Raw genomic sequence first — 16,072 nt, 5'->3', positions numbered from 1 at the left:
CGACGACGGCGTCCGGTCAGGACGCGCGGCCGAGCTCGTCGTCGCGGTCGCCGGAGGTGACGACCAGCACCGCGATCTCCGCCGGACGCAGGTGGGTCGACCCGCCGAGGGTGGCGCTGCGGTCCGGGGTCGGCAGCCACGACCCCGCCTCGTGCCAGGTGCCGGCCTGGTCGACGGCCCAGAGGCGGTAGAGGTCACGTTCGGGGAGCCCCTCGAACGACAGGTGCACATAGGTTCCCCAGCCGCGCTCGTCGACCACGACGTCGCCGGTGGTGTCGGCGACGGCCTCGAACGCCAGCTCGATCCGGTCACGCTCGGGCTCGGTCCCCGAGTCGAGGTCGAGCACCATCGCCGCCACACCGAGGGCCACGGCAACGACCGCGGCGCCGGCGAGCGCGGCGGCGATCGTCCGCCATCGGCGACGGCTGGCCCTGATGCGCTCCAGCTCGCCGCGGGCCTCGGCGACGACGGCATCGGCCAGATGGGGCGTGGGGGGCTCCACCAGGTCGTCCACCTCGATCGAGCCGAGCAGAGCGGGAAGGGGAGCGAAGTCGATCACATCGGCCTGGCAGCGCTCGCAGGCCTGGAGGTGCTCATGCAGCTCGGTGCGCTCGCCGGGGTCGAGCGCTCCGAGGACATAGGCCGCGGTGAGGTCCCGGTAGCGGTCGTGGTCACTCATCCCAGCACCTCCCTGCTCTCCAGCTCGGTCCGCAACGACCGCAGCGCGTGGTAGGTCCGCGACTTCACGGTGCCGTCGGGGATGCCGAGCCTGGTCGCGGCTTCGTGGACCGAGTGGCCGCGGTAGTAGATCTCGATCAGCACGGCCCGGTGGTCCACCGACAAGGCGTTGAGCGCGTCGTGGACCAGCGACGCCTCCACCACGCGGTCCATGTCGGGGCTGTCGGCGGTGAGGTCGATCTTGTCGGCGGGGACGGCGCTGAGGTGCCGGGCGTTGCGGCGGTGCAGGTCGGTGGCCACGTTGCGGGCGATGCCGAACAGCCACGCTCGCTCCGAGCCCCGATCGGGGTCGTACTGATCGTGCTTGCGCCAGGCCCGCACCAGGGTCTCCTGCACGATCTCCTCGGCCTCACGAGGATCGCGGGTGCGTCGACGGGCCCAGGCGAGCAGCGCGGGCGCGTGCTCGTCGTGCAGCGTGCGCACCGCTTCGTCGAACCCGGCGTCGTCCACCCGACTAGGAGACCACGACGGTGCCGGTCATGCCCGGATGGATGGTGCACTCGTAGTCATAGGTGCCGGGCTCGTCGAAGGTGACCGTGACCGAGTCGTCGCTACCGAGCGGCTCGTCGAAGTCCATCGAGTCGCTCGTGGAGGTCACGGTGTGGCGCACACCGCCGCTGTTGGTCCAGGTGACGCTCTCGCCCGCCTCGATCTCGACGGTGGCAGGCTCGAACTGGAAGCCGCCGGTGGCGTCCACCTCCGCACCCCCCTCCGACGGTGTGGACTCGGCCTCGTCGGGCCCGTTCTCCTCGGCACCGGCCGGAGGGTCGGTCGCCGCGGGCTCGGTCTCGTCGTCATCGTTTCCGCAGGCGGTGAGCGCCAGCACCAGCACGACGGCGATGGCGAACAGACGGGTGGACATCGAGCGGTTCCTCCTCATCGCGGTTCGTCCCCTACTACGGAGCCGGTGCCCCCACCGGTTCATCGCGCTGGAACCGATCGTCGCGCTCATCGGGCGGCGAGGTTCTATGGTCCTCATGTGAACGACATCGAGGTGCAAGGCGAACAGATTCCGGCGTTGGGGTTCGGCACCTGGCAGTTGAGTGGCGACGAGGCACGCGAGGGTGTGCGTCACGCGCTCGAGCTCGGCTACCGCCAGATCGACACCGCGCAGGCCTACGGCAACGAGCGCGAGGTGGGCGAGGGGATCGCGGCCAGCGGGGTGCCCCGCGACGAGATCTTCCTCACCACCAAGATCGTGGGCGAGACGCTCGCCGGCGACAAGGTCGGACCGGCCGTCGACGCCAGCCTCCGCCGGCTCGGCACCGACCACGTCGACCTGTTGCTCATCCACTGGCCCACCGACGAGGTGCCCCTCGGCGAGACCCTGGAGGCGATGACCGCCGCCAAGGACGCGGGCAAGGTCCGTCACCTGGGGGTCAGCAACTTCCGGGGGCCACTGCTGCTCGAGGCGATGGAACTGGCCCCCATCCTCGCCGACCAGGTGCCCTACCAGCCGGGTCGCACCCAGAACACCCTGCTCGGCATCGCCGCCGAGCGCGACGTGATGATCACCGCCTACTCGCCGCTGCGTGGCCAGGGGATCCACGACCCGGTTCTGGCCGAGATCGGAGCGGCCCACGGCAAGTCGCCCTACCAGGTGGCGCTGCGCTGGCTGTTGCAACAGGACAAGGTGTCGCCCATCCCGCGCTCGTCGAACCCCGACCGGCGGGCCCAGAACTTCGACGTGTTCGACTTCGAGCTCAGCGACGACGAGATGTCCCGCATCTCCGAGGTGCGAGCGACCGACTAGCCCCACCGACCGAGCAGCCCCACCGACCGAGCAGCCCCACCGACCGGCCGGGTAGCCCGACCATCCCACGCCTCGACTCCTCCACGCGGCCGCCAACCGAAATTGCGCGGATCCGTCGCGGCCAGCGCGACAGATCCGCGCGATTTCCAGGAGCCGAGGATCACGGGTCCCAGGAGCCGAGGGACGCCCACGGTGGCGGGGCTGCGGGTCGATGGCGGCCGTTGGCCCACCGGTAGTCTGCGGGCATGTCGCGCGCACTCGTTCTGGGAGGCGGCGGTCCGGTCGGGATCGCATGGGAAGCCGGACTGGTGGTGGGTCTGGCCGGCCACGGCGTCGAGCTCGAGGAGGCCGATGCAGTCATCGGCACCTCGGCCGGGTCCAACGTCGGGGCCCAGCTGGCCCTCGGCCACGACCTGCACGAGGCGGTCCAACGGCGGGACGAGCCGGGGCTCCGATCGGGCGGAGGCGACTCGCCCGGCGCGACGATGGAGGACCGACTCGCCGAGCTGACGGAGACGATGGCGCTCGTCGCCGAATGGGACGGTCCCCCCGAGGAGGCCAGGGCCAAGCTCGGTCAGTTCGCGCTCGAACAAGGCGTCGGGCCCGAGGAGCGCTTCATCGAGCTGTTCTCGGCGTTCGCCGACGCCGGGTGGCCCGCATCGTTCTCGTGCACCGCCGTGGACGCCACGACCGGAGCATTCGTCGTGTGGGATCAGGCGTCCGGTGTCGACCTGCAGCTCGCGGTCGCATCGAGCTGTTGCGTCCCCGGCATCTTCCCGCCGATCACGATCGGCGACGCCCGCTACATCGACGGCGGCATGCGGAGCCCGTTGAACGCCGACCTCGCCTCCGGCCACGACCAGGTGGTGGTCGTGTCGTGCATGAAGGGCGACCTGCCGGGGCTCGGCATCGCCGACGTCGAAGCCGAACGGCTCACCTCGCTCTGGCAGTCCTGAACGAGCACTACTCGCCGATGGCGACCTCGATGCGGTCCTGGTGCCACTCGCGAGCGGCGTCGAGAGCGGTGCCGGCGAGGGCGATCAGGCTCTCGCTGGTGAACCCGTGGGCCGGGTAGCAGGCCACCCCTGCCCGCATGGTCAGGCTGGGATCGCGCTCGGCCAGGAAGCGGCGGATCCGCTCGACGGTCCAGATGGCCCCGTTCTCGGGTGTGTCCTCGAGCAGGAGGGCGAACCGGCCGTCGCCGCGCCGACAGGAGGTGTCGGCCTCCCGCAACGTCTCCTGGATCGCCTCGGCCACCCGCTTGGGATCGGCCTGTTCGACCTGTCCGGTGCGCAGACCTTCGACCACCTCGAGCACCACCACCCCGACCGGACGCAGGTGCCGCCGGGCGGCAGCGATCCGGGCCTCGATGGCCACGTCGAAGTAGTCCTCGCTGAACAGGCCGGTCTCGGGGTCGATCAGCAGGGGCGAGGAGGGCGAGCCGTTGGTGGTGACGGGTTGGTTCAGCCCGGGTGCGGGGTGCTCGTCATCGGCGGTCACCGATGCCGTGGTCGAGGGGCTAGCGGCCGAGGGGGCAGTGGCCGGCGCGGCCTGCTCAGCGGGGGCCGTCGCCCGGGTCGCAGGGGCTGACAGGGCCACACCAGCCGCCAGCAGTGCCCCGAGCGCGGCGGCGAGGGCAGCCACAGGGGTCCACCACACGGCGACCACCGCACCGGTGACACCCAGAGCGGCGCCGAGAAGGGCAACGAGCGCACGACGATCGATCACTGCCACTCCATCGGCGCGGCAGCGCCAAGATCAAGAGTCCCGGGTCAAGACTTCCGGGCCGCCTCCACCAGATCCACCACGTCGGACATGATCGAGGCCAGCTCGAAGTCCTTCGGGGTGTACACCGCGGCCACCCCTTGGCCCATCAGGGTCGGGCGGTCGGCCTCGGGGATGATCCCGCCCACCACGATCGGGGCCTCGACCCCCTGCTCGCGCACCAGGCGGACCACTTCGGGGATCAGCTCCAGGTGGCTCCCCGACAGGATCGACAGGCCGATCACGTCGACGTCCTCGTCCCGTGCCACCGCCGCGATCTGCTCGGGGACCAGGCGGATGCCCTGGTAGATGACCTCCATGCCGGCGTCGCGGGCAGCGACAGCGATCTGCTCGGCCCCGTTGGAGTGGCCGTCGAGCCCCGGCTTGGCCACCAGGAACCGGGGTGGACCCCCGGGCAGGTCGCGCACCCGGTCGGCCACCGCTCGCAACCCGTCGCTCATGCCTCCCCTTCCCGCTGCCGCGGCGACCCCTGTTGGGGCCCGGTACTCGCCGAACACCTCACGCAGGGCTCCCGCCCACTCGCCGGTGGTGCCACCGGCATGGGCCAGATCGATCGTGGGCGCCATGATGTTGCCGCCCGACTCGGCCACCCGGCGCAGCTCGTCGAGCGACCGCTTCACCGCGTCGTTGTCGCGGGTGGAGCGCCACTCGGCCACCTCGGCGATCGTCTTCGCCTGCACGTCGGGATCGACCCGCAGGATCGACTCCTCGCCGCCCAGGGGCGACGCCTCGGTCTCGGTGAAGCAGTTCACCCCGACGATCGGCAGATCACCGCTCTCGATGCGATGCACACGGTCGGCGTGGGAGGCGACCAGCCTGCCCTTCAGCTCGTCGATCGCCTCGAAGGCTCCGCCCATCTCGAGCACGTCGTCGAGCTCGGCCTTGGCCGCCTCGTGAAGCTCGGCGGTCTTGGCCTCGATGACGTGGGACCCCTCGAAGATGTCGTCGTGCTCCAGCAGGTCGGTCTCGTAGGCGAGCACCTGCTGGATGCGCAGCGACCACTGCTGGTCCCAGGGGCGGGGCAGTCCCAGTGCCTCGTTCCACGCGGGCAGCTGCAGCGACCGGGCCCTGGCGTTCTTCGACAGGGTGACGCCGAGCGCCTCGAGCACGATTCGCTGCACGTTGTTCTCGGGTTGGGCCTCGGTGAGCCCGAGGCTGTTGACCTGCACCCCGTACCGGAACCGGCGCATCTTGGGGTCGGTCACCCCGTAGCGGTCGAGCAGCAGGCGGTCCCACATCTCGGTGAAGGCCCGCATCTTGCAGGTCTCCTCCACAAACCGGATACCCGAGTTCACAAAGAAGCTGATCGAGCCACAGACCTGGGCGAACCGGTCCTCGGGGACCTGACCCGACTCGCGCACCGCGTCGAGCACGTCGACCGCCGTGGCCAGCGAGTAGGCGATCTCCTGGACCGGCGTCGCCCCCGCCTCCTGCAGGTGGTAGCTGCAGACGTTCATCGGGTTCCAGGAGGGGATCCACTCGGCGCAGAACGCCACCATGTCGACGATGAGTCGCCGGCTGGGCAACGGCGGGTAGATGTAGGTGCCCCGGCTCAGGTACTCCTTGACGATGTCGTTCTGGGTCGTGCCCCGCAGCGCGGCCGACTCGACACCCTGGTTCTCGGCGTTGGCCACGTAGAGCCCGAGCAGCCAGGGGGCGGTGGCGTTGATCGTCATCGACGTGTTCATCTCGCCCACCGGGATGCCGTCGAGGAGCTGCTCCATGTGGCCGATGTGCGACACCGGGACACCGACCTTGCCGACCTCGCCCGCAGCCTCGGGCGCGTCGGGGTCGTAGCCGGTCTGGGTGGGCAGGTCGAAGGCGATCGACAGGCCGGTCTGGCCCTTGGCCAGGTTGTTCCGGTACAGCTCGTTGGACGCGCGGGCACTGGAGTGTCCCGAGTAGGTCCGCATCAACCACGGGCGGTCAGGGCTCATGTCACCATTGTCCGTTCTGTCGCGGGGTCCTGTCACGTGAAGAGGGTGGGCAGGGGGAGCTCGACGGCGGTCGCGAGGCGCTCCAGGTACTGGGCGCGTGGCATCTCGATCACCCCGAGGCTGGCCAGGTGCGGGGTCGACCACTGCACGTCCAGCAGCCGGCCCCGGCGGTGGTCGTCGGCGTCCAGGGACTCGACCAGGTGGACCAGCGCGACCTTGGAGGCGTCACGGGCCCGGTGGAACATCGACTCGCCGGCGAACAGCCCGCCCACCGCCACCCCGTAGAGGCCCCCCACCAGCTCGTCGTCGCGGGACCAGGTCTCCACGCTGTGGGCCCAGCCCAGGTCGTGGAGTCGCAGATAGGCCAGCTCGATCTCGGGGGTGATCCAGCCGTGGGGACGGTCCGGAGAGGCGCAGGCGGCGACCACCGAGTCGAACGCGGTGTCGACCCGCACCTCGAAGCGACGACACGACCGGCGCAACGACTGGCTCACCCGCAGGCCGTCGAGGGGCAGCACGCCCCTCGGGTCCGGTGACCACCAGCCGATCGGCCCGTCGCGCCCCAACGGCATCGGGAACAACCCCTGGCGATAGGCGGCGAGCAGGGTGCCGGGTTCGAGATCGGCTCCGACCCCGACCAGTCCGTCGGAGTCGGCACCCTCGACGGGCGGGAACCCCCAGACCGTGGGGGGCGGTTCCGTCGGCAAGTCAGTAGTCGTAGAACCCCGACTTGGACTTCCGCCCCAGCTTGCCGGCGGCCACCATGCGGCGCAGCATCGGCTGGGCGGCGTAGTTCGGGTCGCGGAACTCGTCGTAGAGGGCGTCGAGGATCGACAGCGAGGTGTCGAGCCCGACCAGGTCGAGCAGCGCGAACGGGCCCATCGGGAAGTTGGCGCCGCCCTTCATGGCGGTGTCGATGTCGTCGCGGTTGGCGGTGCCGTGCTCGAGCATGCGCACCGCGTTGTTCAGGTACGGGAACAGCAGGGCGTTGACGATGAACCCGGCCCGGTCCTTGACCCGCACCGGGTCCTTGCCACACGACGTGGCGAACTCGACCGCGACCTCGACGGTGGCCTCCGAGGCGGTGAGCGGCTCGACCACCTCGACCAGGCTCATCATCGGAGCCGGGTTGAAGAAGTGGATGCCGACGACCTTGTCGGGCCTGCTGGTCTGCATGGCCATGTCCACGACCGGAAGCGTGGAGGTGTTGGTGGCGAGGATGCCGTCGGCCTTGACGATGCCGTCGAGCTCGGCGAACAGGGCCTTCTTGGTCTCGAGGTCCTCGACGACCGACTCGACCACCACGTCGCAGTCGGCCAGGTCGCCGAGGTCGGAGGTGGCGCTCACCAGCGCCAGCGCCTCGTCACGGGCCGCCTCCTCGAGCCGACCGCGTTCGACCTGTTTGGCCAGCGATCGCTCCAGTCCGGCGACCGTGGCGTCGGCCGTCTCCTGCTTGCGAGATCGGAGGATGACCGTGTGGCCCGCCTTGGCGGCCACCTCGGCGATGCCCGAACCCATGATCCCTGAACCGACGATGCCTACTGTGCGCTTCCCCATGCGAGGTCAGGCTACCGATTTGCTACCGACCAGTACCAACCCGACCGATCGCCGGGGCTCTCCGATGCCGTGGCCGTGATCTAGCGTGAGGCTCGTGACCGCCCCGTCGAGCACCCTCCGATCCGTGATCGACCCGTGGTACACCGCGCCGGTCGTCCCGGTGCTCCAACGCCGGCGCCGGGCCCTGGTCGACTCGCTCCACGACGGGCGCGTGCTCGTGCTCACCGGCCCGCCTGCGGTGATGCCCGACGACGTGCCCGACACCGTCGATCACGTGGTCACGGTCGGATGGCTGGGCGCGGCCGACGACCTCGACGCCGCGATCTCCGGTCTGGCGGCGCGCCTCGCCCCCGGCGGTTGGATGCACGTCATCGAACCCACCCGGGGCCCGGGCGCGACCGCCAGGGCGCAACGGCTCGCGGCCACCGCGGCGCGGGCCCGCACCGGGTGGCACATCGGGCGGGACGTCCCCGCAGCGATCCGACGCTGCGGGTGGGTGGTGACCGACGTGGAAAGGTTCTCGATGCCGGTGTCTTCAACCGTGCTCCGTCCCTGGGTGCATGCCCGTGCCCGTCGCCGTGCCGGCGGTCCTGCCAGCGAGGCGGGCCGGTGAGCGCGGGACCGCTCGCCCTGGTGGGCGGGAACGAGTGGACCGACGGGTGCAGCTTCGACGAGGCGCTACTGGCCGAGAGCGGCGCCGACCACGTGGTGATGCTTCCCACCGCGGCGGCCTACGAGTCGCCAGGGCAGCTGGTCGACCAGGCTCGGGTCTGGTTCGACGATCTCGGTGCCCGGGTCACGTCGCTGCCGGTGCTGGGGCGGACCGACGCCCTCGACGAGGCCAACGTGCGTGCTGTGCGCGAGGCGCGGTTCATCTACCTGTCGAGCGGGTCGCCCATGCACCTGAGGTCGGTGCTCAAGGACACCCCGCTCTACGACGCCCTGGTCGAGGCCTGGCGCGGCGGCGCGGCCCTGGCCGGTTCGGCCGCCGGCGCGTCGGTGCTGTTCGACCACATGGTCGACACCCGTGGTGGCGCCTTCACCGTGGGGCTCGGTCTGCTGTCGGGGTTCACGATGATCCCCCGCTACGACGAGTGGTCCCACGACAAGGTTCACCGCACCGTCGGCCTCGCCCCGGCGGCGATGCCGGTGGCGGGGATCGAGCGGCGCACGGCGCTCATCCACCGCGACGGGTCGGGCTGGTCGGTCGCAGGAGCGGGATCGGTCCACGTGTACCTCGACGCCGAACCGTCGGATCTGAGCGTGCTGCCCTCGATCAGCTCTCGATGATGCGGACCGTCTCGACCACCGGCTTGGGGTCGGGTGCGCCCTCGCCGGGGTTCCCGTCGGGCTCGTCGACGTGGGTGTCCATGATCGACTCGAGCACGTCCATGCCCTCGACGACGCTCCCGAACACCACGTAGGTGCCCTGGTCGTTCAACAGCTGGGTGTCGGGTCCGGTCGAGAAGAAGAACTGGGCGCTGGCCGAGTCCGGGGCCGGGGTCCGGGCCATCACCAGGTCGCCGGGGGAGTAGGAGAAGCCGTCTCCCTCGTCGGCGATGGTGTAGCCGGGACCCGGATCCGCGTTGTCCTGGGTGTGTGGCGCCCCGCCCTGGACGATGTCGATCGAGGTGTTCGACCGGAACAGGTCGGTGCCGTCGTAGTAGCCGTGGCGGGCCAGGAACACGAAGTTGTTCACGGTGTCGGGCGTGTCGTCGGTGTCGAGGGCGACCCGGATGTCGCCGGCGTCGGTCTCGAACACCGCCTCGTAGGAGGCGTCCTCATCGAGGCAGAACGGCGGGGCCTCGGTGAACTGGGTCTGGGGCTCGTCGACCCCGTCCGCGGGCGGACAGGTCGGCTCGACCGCGTCGCCCAGCCCCGCGGCCTGGTCCTCGGCGTCGTCGTTCGGCTCGGCATCGTCGCCGGCGGCGGTGGCCTCGGTGGGTGTCGCGTCCCCGTCGCCTTCGCCGTCGCCGCCGACGAAGGTGGAGTACAGGAAGGCGAAGACGAACACCGCCACCAACCCCACCACCGCCAGGATCATGTTCCTGCGGCGCTTGGCGCGGGCGAGCTCGGCGGCGCGGGCGGCCCTGGCGGCCTGCTCGCGCTCCTTCTGACGTTGGCGCTTGTCGGACGGCATGAGGCGCCACGGTAGTGGAGGGCGGTGCAGGTGTTGGTAGCGTCACCGGCCGTGGCTCTCGTCGTCCAGAAGTTCGGTGGCACCTCGGTGGCCGATCCCGACCGCATCCGCGAGGTCGCCGATCACGTCGCCCGCACCATCAAGCACGGCACCGACGTGGTGCTCGTCGTCAGCGCCATGGGCAAGGAGACCGACGACCTGCTGCGGCTGGCAACGCAGGTGTCCGATGTCCGTCCGGGCCGCGAGATGGACATGCTCATCACCGCGGGCGAGCGCAAGGCCACCGCGCTCACCTGCATGGCGCTGGCGGGCATCGGCATCCCGGCCGAGTCGTTCACCGGAAGCCAGGCGGGCTTTCTCACCGACACCACCCACACCAACGCGAGGATCCTCGAGCTCAACCCCGAGCGGGTGCGCGAGTCCCTCGCCGCCGGCCGGGTCCCGGTGGTCGGCGGCTCCCAGGGCGTCTCCACCGACCGCGACGTCACCTTCCTGGGGCGCGGCGGTTCCGACACCACCGCCGTCGCGCTCGCCGCGGCGCTCGACGCCGACAGCTGCGAGCTCTACACCGACGTGCCCGGCGTGTTCAACGCCGACCCCCGGTTGGTGTCCAACGCCCGCCGCATCGACAAGGTCTCGTTCGAGTCGCTGCTCGAGATGACCGCCACCGGGTGCCCCAAGCCGGCGATGCGCTCGGTCGAGTTCGCCCGCAACCACGGCGTCACCCTCCACATCCGCTCCGCCTTCACCTGGGAGTCGGGCACTTGGGTCGTCGAGGAGGACCCCACCATGGAACACGCACTCGTCACCGCCATCACCCACGACACCTCCGAGGCCAAGATCACCCTCGCCAACGCACCCGACGAGCCCGGGGTGGCGGCCAGGGTCTTCCGGGCCCTTGCCGAGCGCGACGTGAACGTCGACATGATCGTGCAGAACGTGTCCGCCCAGGGCCACACCGCCATCTCGTTCACCGTGCCCCACCGCCAGGTCGACGTCTGCGTCGAGGTCATGCCCAAGCTGAGCGAGGAGCTCGGATCCGGCGAGGTCACCGTCGACCAGCACATCGGCCGGGTCAGCCTCGTCGGGGCCGGCATGCAGTCGAACCCCGGGGTCGCCGCCCGCATGTTCGAGGTCCTGGCCGAGGCCGGGATCAACATCGAGATGATCTCCACCTCGGCCATCCGCGTCAGCTGCGTCGTGCGCGAAGACCGGGTCGAGGATGCGGTCATCGCCCTGCACGGCGCATTCGAGCTGGATCAGCCCCTGGTCTGACCCGGTACCCTCGATGCCATGAACATCGGAATCGTAGGTGCCACCGGACAGGTCGGCGGGGTCATGTTGCAGATCCTCGCCGAGCGCGACTTCCCCGTCGACGAGCTGCGGCTGTTCGCCTCGGCCCGCTCCGCCGGGCGCACCATCGAGTTCAAGGGCACGGCGATCACCGTCGAGGACGCGGCGACCGCCGACTACTCGGGTCTCGACATCGCCCTGTTCTCCGCCGGCGGCGCCACCTCCAAGGAGCTGGCGCCGAAGGTCGCCGCCCAGGGCGTCACCGTGGTCGACAACTCGTCGGCGTGGCGCATGGACCCCGACGTGCCGCTCGTGGTCTCGGAGGTCAACCCGGGCGCGCTCGACTCGATTCCCAAGGGCATCGTGGCCAACCCGAACTGCACGACCATGGCCGGCATGCCGGTGATGAAGGCGCTCCACGACGCCTACGGCCTCCGGTCGATGGTGGTCAGCACCTACCAGGCGGTGTCGGGCGGTGGTCTCGAAGGCGTCGCCGAGCTCGACGAGCAGGTCAAGAAGGTCGGCGAGCGCAGCGCCGAGCTGACCTTCGACGGTTCGGCGGTCGAGTTCCCGGCGCCCCACAAGTTCGTCGCACCCATCGCGTTCAACGTGTTGCCGATGGCGGGCTCGATCGTCGACGACGGTCTCGAGGAGACCGACGAGGAGCAGAAGCTCCGCAACGAGAGCCGCAAGATCCTCGATCTGCCCGATCTGCCGGTCACCGGCACCTGCGTGCGGGTTCCGGTCTACACGGGACACTCGCTGTCGATCAGCGCCGCCTTCGACCGCCCGGTCACCCCGGCCCAGGCCCGCGAGACCCTCGCCGCTGCGCCGGGGGTGGTCCTCGCCGACGTGCCGACACCGCTGATGGCCGCCGGCCAGGACCCCACCTTCGTGGGCCGCATCCGGCGTGACGAGACGATCGAGAACGGCTTGGCGCTGTTCCTCTCGAACGACAACCTCCGCAAGGGCGCCGCGCTCAACACGGTCCAGATCGCCGAGCTGCTCGCCGCCCGGAGCTAGCGCGAGCGCTCGGGTCGGGGTTCAGGCTCGGGCCCGGGCGGCGGAGTGGGTGGCGGAGTGGGCGGTGGAGCGTGCCGCCGAGCCAGGATCGCCATCACCACGCTGTCGCCGACTCGGGTCACGATCGGTCCGAGCGCGGCGAGGATCAGCACGTAGGCCGCGGTGAAGGGTCCGAGCCGCTCGTCGACACCCCCACCCACAGCCAGGTTGGCGATGACGATCGAGAACTCACCGCGAGCGATGAGGGCGAACCCGGCGCGGAACCGGCCGGCGACGCCGATGCCCTCGCGCCGCGCGCCCCACCATCCGGTCGCCACCTTGGTGAAGGCCGTGACGACGGCGAGCACCAACGCCGGCACCAGCACCGCGGGCAGCTCGCTCGCGTCGACCTGGAGGGCGAAGAAGACGAAGAAGGCACCGGCGAAGAGGTCGCGCAACGGGGTGAGCAGACCGTGCGCCGCGTCGGCGGCGCTCCCCGAGATCGCGATGCCGACCAGGAACGCTCCGACCGCGGCGGAGACGTTCAGCGTCTCGGCCACGCCCGCGACGAGCAGGGTGATGCCCAAGATGGTGAACAGCAGGACCTCGTCGGACCGGCTGAACACCACCTCGCTGATGTGCTCCCCGTAGCGGACGGCGAGGAACAGCACCACGCCGACCGCGGCCACCGCCACCAGCACCGAGCCGGTGGTGGCCAGCGCCGTCCCGCCGACGATGACCCCGGCGGTGATGGGGAGATAGACCGCCATCGCCAGGTCCTCCATGACCAGCACGGCCAGGATGGTCGGGGTCTCGCGGTTGCCGGTGCGGCCGAGGTCGCTCAGGACCTTGGCGATGATGCCCGACGAGGAGATGTAGGTGATGCCTCCGAGGAACAGCGCGCCCATCGCTCCCCACCCGAGGGCGAACCCGGCGACCGCTCCGGGGGTGGCGTTCAGCGCGATGTCGAGCGCTCCGGTCTGCCCGGAGCGTCGAAGCGACCCGACCAGCTCGTCGCCCGAGTACTCCAGGCCGAGCAGGAACAGCAACAGCACGACACCGATCTGGCTCCCCGATTCGATGAACTCGCCGCTGATCGACAGCTCCAGTGGGCCGCCCGACCCGAGCACGAGCCCGACCACCAGGTAGAAGGGGATGGGCGAGAGCCCGACGCGGCCGGCGGCGCGGGCGATGAGCGACAGCGCCAAGATCACCGCTCCGAGCTCCAGGAACAGCCTGGCTGCCTCGCCGCCCGCGGCGGCGAAGACCACGATCAACCTCCCAGCATCTCGGTCAGGCGTTCGATGCTCTCGGAGGTGCCGACGACCACCACCACGTCACCGGGCGAGAGCACCTCGTCGGGACCGGGCGCGGGGATCGTGTCCCCGCCTCGGATGACCGCCACGATCGAGACCCCGGTCCGCTGGCGGTACTCGCCGGCGCCGATGGTCTGCGGTTCGAACGAGTTGGGCAGCGGCAGCCAGTCGATGGCCAGGCCCTCGACCTGCTGGTGGATCTGGCCGAGGTGTTCGGTGACGGTCGTTCCGCCCAGCATCTCGGCCAGGGTGCGGCTCTCCTCGCTGCTGAGCTCGATCGCGGCCTTCACCGCATCGGGGTCGTGTTCGTCGTAGATGAGGACGTCGCGCCGGCCGGTGTGGTGTGACACCACCCCAACTCGCCGTCCGTTCCGGCACAGAAAGTCGTGCCGGAAGCCGACGCCGGGCAGAGAGGTCTCTTCGATCTCGCTCATGGACTGCCAGTCTGCCCGTTCAGCACTGGATCTCGAACGACAGGGTGACCGTCGTCTGCTCCTCGAGATAGCAGCGGCTGCTGTCGAAGGCGATGGTCTCGTTGCCGAGCACCATCGAACCGCCGCCTCCGGAGCCTGGGGACGGTTCCGGGTCGGCTTCCTCGTCCGAGCCGTCCGACCCACCGTTCTCTTCTGCATCTCCGGCCGAGTCGTCGCCCTCGTCCGCCGCCGGGGACCCGGTCGCGGCGTCGTCCTCGCCGCCGTCGTCTCCACAGCCGGCCGCCACGAGCAACAGCACGGCGAACATCGCCGCCAGCAATCGTCGGAAACTCATGCAACCCCTCCGTCCTGGGCAGAAGGAACGAACGCGGAGACCTGCTGCCCGGGGACCGGTGTCCGCCGGCTCAGCCAAGCAAGCCGGAGCTGTGGCGTCAAGCACGCGACGGCCGACCCGCGCCCGGCCCACGGGGTCATGGCGGGTCCTCGACGTAGCGCTGTGCCGCGTCCTCGAGCGACAGGTCGAGCTGGTTGGCCAACGACGCCAGCCAGGCGAGCACGTCGCCGAGCTCGTGGAGCTGCTGGTCGGGGGTGCCCTTGCGCACCGCCTGGGCGAGCTCGCCCATCTCCTCGCACAGCCAGGCGACCGTCGGCGGGATGCCCCGCTCGCGGTCGGCCTCGCCGTAGGTCCGGTCCATCAGAGCCTGAAAGTCAGCGATCTCCATGCCCGCCCCACGTTAGGTGCCGTCGGTGGCGGTCGTCTGGGACGGTGGGTTGACAGACGAACAGGTGTTCGATATGCTGGGGGTCTTCCCCATCGGAGCCGGGTTGCGGCTCCCTGTTGTTGGTCGAGCGTGTCGAGGCATCCGATGGGACGGGCATCCGCTGAACAACCGAGCGAGGATCGTGGCGCCGAGGGTGTCGATGCTGCTGCGCCGTCGGGTGACCCCGGCCTGGTGCTCTCGGCGAACGCTGCTGCCTATGCCGAGCAGACATCTGACGAACGTCTCGTGGCGATCGAACAGCTCGCCGGGTTGCTGTCGGCGACCCATGCCGAACTGCTCGACGTGGTCGCCGCGGCGGTCGCCTGCGGCGATCCCGACCTCGACGGGGCGATGGTGCCGCCGGCGTGGTTGGTCGGGCGTCTGGGACTGGCACGAAAGAACGCCGATGAGTGGTTCCGGGTGGCGGCCGCGCTGCAGGTGCTGCCCGCACTGCGGACCGCCTATGCCGGCGGTGAGCTCTCCTGGGACCAGGTTCGGCCGGCGACGCGGTTCGTCACTCCTGACGACGATGCCGAACAGGCCGCTCACCTTCCGGGGCACTCGGCCGCCCAGATCGCCCTGATGGCCCGCCAGGCCCGCCCGGTCGAGGACCACGACGCCAACGCCGCTCACGCCAACCGGTCCTTTCGGTGGCGGCGAGATCACCGCAAGGGCGGATACTGCTACAGCGGGTTCATGCCCTTCGACCAAGGCGAGGCGGTCAACCAGGCACTCGACTCGATCGCCGAGCACTGGGGCGCAGATCCAGAGTCCGGCCGGTGGGCGCCCATCGCCACCCGCCGAGCCGACGCCCTCCACGACCTCGCCACCCGCAAGCTCGGCTCCGCGTCGGCCCCCGACCGGGCCACGGTGGTCATCCACGCCGCGGCCGACGTCATCGACGGCGACACTCCGGGCAACGGCTTCATCGGGGACCTGGCGGTGAGCGACTCCGGGGTCATCCGCCACCTCTGCGATGCTCGGGTCGAGGTCGCACTCCACGGCGAGAGCGGCGCCACCGTCGGCGTCGCTCGAGCCAGCCAGCAGGTCCCATGGTGGCAGCGCCGCCAGGTGCACGGGCGCGACATCAGCTGCCGCGGGTTCGGCTGCGAACGCAAGATCCGCCAGATCCACCACATCCGACACTGGTCGAAGGGCGGCGAGACCAACCTCGACAACCTCGTCGGGTTGTGCTGGGAGCACCACCGTCTCGTTCACGAAGGTGGTTGGTCCATCCGCGGCGACCCCAACGGCGAGATCACCTTCGTCAGCCCCGACGGCCGACGACGACTGCCGAGCCGACCTCAACCGGTCGACCCGAGCCTGAGGTGCCGCCCGCCGCCTTGACCTCCCGCC

General features: G+C 70.5%; 19 protein-coding genes. 7 read left to right on the top strand and 12 right to left on the bottom strand.

What is annotated here, in order from left to right:
* Window positions 1-16: 16 nt before the first annotated feature.
* From U5K29_13300 to U5K29_13290, 3 genes are read right to left on the bottom strand one after another with little or no spacing between them, the layout of a single operon-like run.
* Window positions 17-679 (bottom strand): zf-HC2 domain-containing protein, encoded by a 663-nt coding sequence (locus U5K29_13300; protein ID MDZ7679512.1) that lies wholly within the window; start codon window positions 677-679, stop codon window positions 17-19.
* On the bottom strand, window positions 676-1,188 hold the full coding sequence (locus tag U5K29_13295) for a sigma-70 family RNA polymerase sigma factor (protein ID MDZ7679511.1): 513 nt from the start codon (window positions 1,186-1,188) through the stop codon (window positions 676-678). The genes U5K29_13300 and U5K29_13295 overlap by 4 nt, the downstream gene beginning before the upstream one ends.
* 4 nt (window positions 1,189-1,192) lie before the next feature.
* Window positions 1,193-1,600 (bottom strand): plastocyanin/azurin family copper-binding protein, encoded by a 408-nt coding sequence (locus U5K29_13290; GenBank protein MDZ7679510.1) that lies wholly within the window; start codon window positions 1,598-1,600, stop codon window positions 1,193-1,195.
* A 117-nt stretch (window positions 1,601-1,717) separates the two neighbouring features.
* On the opposite strand from U5K29_13290, the gene U5K29_13285 reads away from it, so the two are divergent.
* Window positions 1,718-2,491: an aldo/keto reductase gene (locus tag U5K29_13285; protein ID MDZ7679509.1), complete on the top strand. Its 774-nt coding sequence runs from the start codon at window positions 1,718-1,720 to the stop codon at window positions 2,489-2,491.
* A gap of 245 nt (window positions 2,492-2,736) precedes the next feature.
* A complete protein-coding gene (locus U5K29_13280) occupies window positions 2,737-3,447 on the top strand; it encodes a patatin-like phospholipase family protein (protein MDZ7679508.1) in 711 nt (236 codons plus the stop codon).
* A 7-nt stretch (window positions 3,448-3,454) separates the two neighbouring features.
* Here the strand turns inward: U5K29_13280 and U5K29_13275 are convergent, their stop codons facing one another.
* The 4 genes from U5K29_13275 to U5K29_13260 are packed head-to-tail and all read right to left on the bottom strand — an operon-like array spanning window position 3,455 to window position 7,770.
* Window positions 3,455-4,219 carry a diguanylate cyclase gene (locus U5K29_13275; GenBank protein ID MDZ7679507.1) on the bottom strand — a complete coding sequence of 255 codons (765 nt, stop codon included), beginning with the start codon at window positions 4,217-4,219 and terminating at the stop codon, window positions 3,455-3,457.
* A gap of 44 nt (window positions 4,220-4,263) precedes the next feature.
* On the bottom strand, window positions 4,264-6,213 hold the full coding sequence (locus tag U5K29_13270) for a protein meaA (GenBank protein ID MDZ7679506.1): 1,950 nt from the start codon (window positions 6,211-6,213) through the stop codon (window positions 4,264-4,266).
* A gap of 32 nt (window positions 6,214-6,245) precedes the next feature.
* A complete protein-coding gene (aat, locus tag U5K29_13265; protein ID MDZ7679505.1) occupies window positions 6,246-6,920 on the bottom strand; it encodes a leucyl/phenylalanyl-tRNA--protein transferase in 675 nt (224 codons plus the stop codon).
* 1 nt (window position 6,921) lies between these two features.
* A complete protein-coding gene (locus U5K29_13260; protein MDZ7679504.1) occupies window positions 6,922-7,770 on the bottom strand; it encodes a 3-hydroxybutyryl-CoA dehydrogenase in 849 nt (282 codons plus the stop codon).
* Window positions 7,771-7,894: 124 nt separating this feature from the next.
* Between U5K29_13260 and U5K29_13255 the strand changes: the two genes are divergently transcribed.
* Together U5K29_13255 and U5K29_13250 are read left to right on the top strand one after the other, a co-directional pair.
* Entirely contained in the window at window positions 7,895-8,383 is a 489-nt protein-coding gene (locus tag U5K29_13255; protein MDZ7679503.1) for a hypothetical protein, read from the top strand.
* Window positions 8,380-9,060, top strand: coding sequence for a Type 1 glutamine amidotransferase-like domain-containing protein (locus tag U5K29_13250; protein MDZ7679502.1), 681 nt, complete (start codon window positions 8,380-8,382; stop codon window positions 9,058-9,060). Before U5K29_13255 ends, U5K29_13250 begins: the two co-directional genes overlap by 4 nt.
* Here U5K29_13250 and U5K29_13245 read toward each other — a convergent pair.
* The gene (locus tag U5K29_13245) at window positions 9,047-9,910 is read right to left on the bottom strand and encodes a peptidylprolyl isomerase (GenBank protein ID MDZ7679501.1); all 864 of its coding nucleotides are present in this window, start codon (window positions 9,908-9,910) and stop codon (window positions 9,047-9,049) included. The two genes, U5K29_13250 and U5K29_13245, sit on opposite strands and share 14 nt — an antisense overlap.
* Before the next feature lie 51 nt (window positions 9,911-9,961).
* Here U5K29_13245 and U5K29_13240 point away from each other — a divergent pair, with 51 nt between their 5' ends.
* Window positions 9,962-11,185, top strand: coding sequence for an aspartate kinase (locus U5K29_13240; protein ID MDZ7679500.1), 1,224 nt, complete (start codon window positions 9,962-9,964; stop codon window positions 11,183-11,185).
* 18 nt (window positions 11,186-11,203) lie between these two features.
* The gene (locus U5K29_13235; GenBank protein ID MDZ7679499.1) at window positions 11,204-12,226 is read left to right on the top strand and encodes an aspartate-semialdehyde dehydrogenase; all 1,023 of its coding nucleotides are present in this window, start codon (window positions 11,204-11,206) and stop codon (window positions 12,224-12,226) included.
* Here U5K29_13235 and U5K29_13230 read toward each other — a convergent pair.
* The 4 genes from U5K29_13230 to U5K29_13215 form a co-directional block, all read right to left on the bottom strand.
* Window positions 12,223-13,476 carry a cation:proton antiporter gene (locus U5K29_13230; protein ID MDZ7679498.1) on the bottom strand — a complete coding sequence of 418 codons (1,254 nt, stop codon included), beginning with the start codon at window positions 13,474-13,476 and terminating at the stop codon, window positions 12,223-12,225. The two genes, U5K29_13235 and U5K29_13230, sit on opposite strands and share 4 nt — an antisense overlap.
* Before the next feature lie 2 nt (window positions 13,477-13,478).
* Entirely contained in the window at window positions 13,479-13,955 is a 477-nt protein-coding gene (locus U5K29_13225; protein ID MDZ7679497.1) for a cation:proton antiporter regulatory subunit, read from the bottom strand.
* A gap of 19 nt (window positions 13,956-13,974) precedes the next feature.
* Entirely contained in the window at window positions 13,975-14,289 is a 315-nt protein-coding gene (locus tag U5K29_13220) for a hypothetical protein (protein MDZ7679496.1), read from the bottom strand.
* A 136-nt stretch (window positions 14,290-14,425) separates the two neighbouring features.
* A complete protein-coding gene (locus tag U5K29_13215; GenBank protein MDZ7679495.1) occupies window positions 14,426-14,677 on the bottom strand; it encodes a MazG nucleotide pyrophosphohydrolase domain-containing protein in 252 nt (83 codons plus the stop codon).
* 144 nt (window positions 14,678-14,821) lie between these two features.
* Here U5K29_13215 and U5K29_13210 point away from each other — a divergent pair, with 144 nt between their 5' ends.
* Window positions 14,822-16,063, top strand: a complete 1,242-nt coding sequence (locus U5K29_13210; protein ID MDZ7679494.1) for a DUF222 domain-containing protein — start codon at window positions 14,822-14,824, stop codon at window positions 16,061-16,063.
* Window positions 16,064-16,072: the final 9 nt, after the last annotated feature.

The sequence above is a fragment of the Acidimicrobiales bacterium genome (assembly GCA_034521975.1).
Lineage (GTDB): Bacteria > Actinomycetota > Acidimicrobiia > Acidimicrobiales > SKKL01 > SKKL01.
The sequence above is the reverse complement of the archived record's forward strand: the minus strand, read 5'-3'. Positions and strand labels throughout refer to the sequence as shown.

Coding starts and splice junctions, on each gene's coding strand:
- U5K29_13300 (MDZ7679512.1), bottom strand. CDS start 679: ATGAGTGACCACGACCGCTACCGGGACCTCACCGCGGCCTATGTCCTC.
- U5K29_13290 (MDZ7679510.1), bottom strand. CDS start 1,600: ATGTCCACCCGTCTGTTCGCCATCGCCGTCGTGCTGGTGCTGGCGCTC.
- U5K29_13280 (MDZ7679508.1), top strand. CDS start 2,737: ATGTCGCGCGCACTCGTTCTGGGAGGCGGCGGTCCGGTCGGGATCGCA.
- U5K29_13270 (MDZ7679506.1), bottom strand. CDS start 6,213: ATGAGCCCTGACCGCCCGTGGTTGATGCGGACCTACTCGGGACACTCC.
- U5K29_13260 (MDZ7679504.1), bottom strand. CDS start 7,770: ATGGGGAAGCGCACAGTAGGCATCGTCGGTTCAGGGATCATGGGTTCG.
- U5K29_13245 (MDZ7679501.1), bottom strand. CDS start 9,910: ATGCCGTCCGACAAGCGCCAACGTCAGAAGGAGCGCGAGCAGGCCGCC.
- U5K29_13235 (MDZ7679499.1), top strand. CDS start 11,204: ATGAACATCGGAATCGTAGGTGCCACCGGACAGGTCGGCGGGGTCATG.
- U5K29_13225 (MDZ7679497.1), bottom strand. CDS start 13,955: ATGAGCGAGATCGAAGAGACCTCTCTGCCCGGCGTCGGCTTCCGGCAC.
- U5K29_13220 (MDZ7679496.1), bottom strand. CDS start 14,289: ATGAGTTTCCGACGATTGCTGGCGGCGATGTTCGCCGTGCTGTTGCTC.
- U5K29_13215 (MDZ7679495.1), bottom strand. CDS start 14,677: ATGGAGATCGCTGACTTTCAGGCTCTGATGGACCGGACCTACGGCGAG.
- U5K29_13210 (MDZ7679494.1), top strand. CDS start 14,822: ATGGGACGGGCATCCGCTGAACAACCGAGCGAGGATCGTGGCGCCGAG.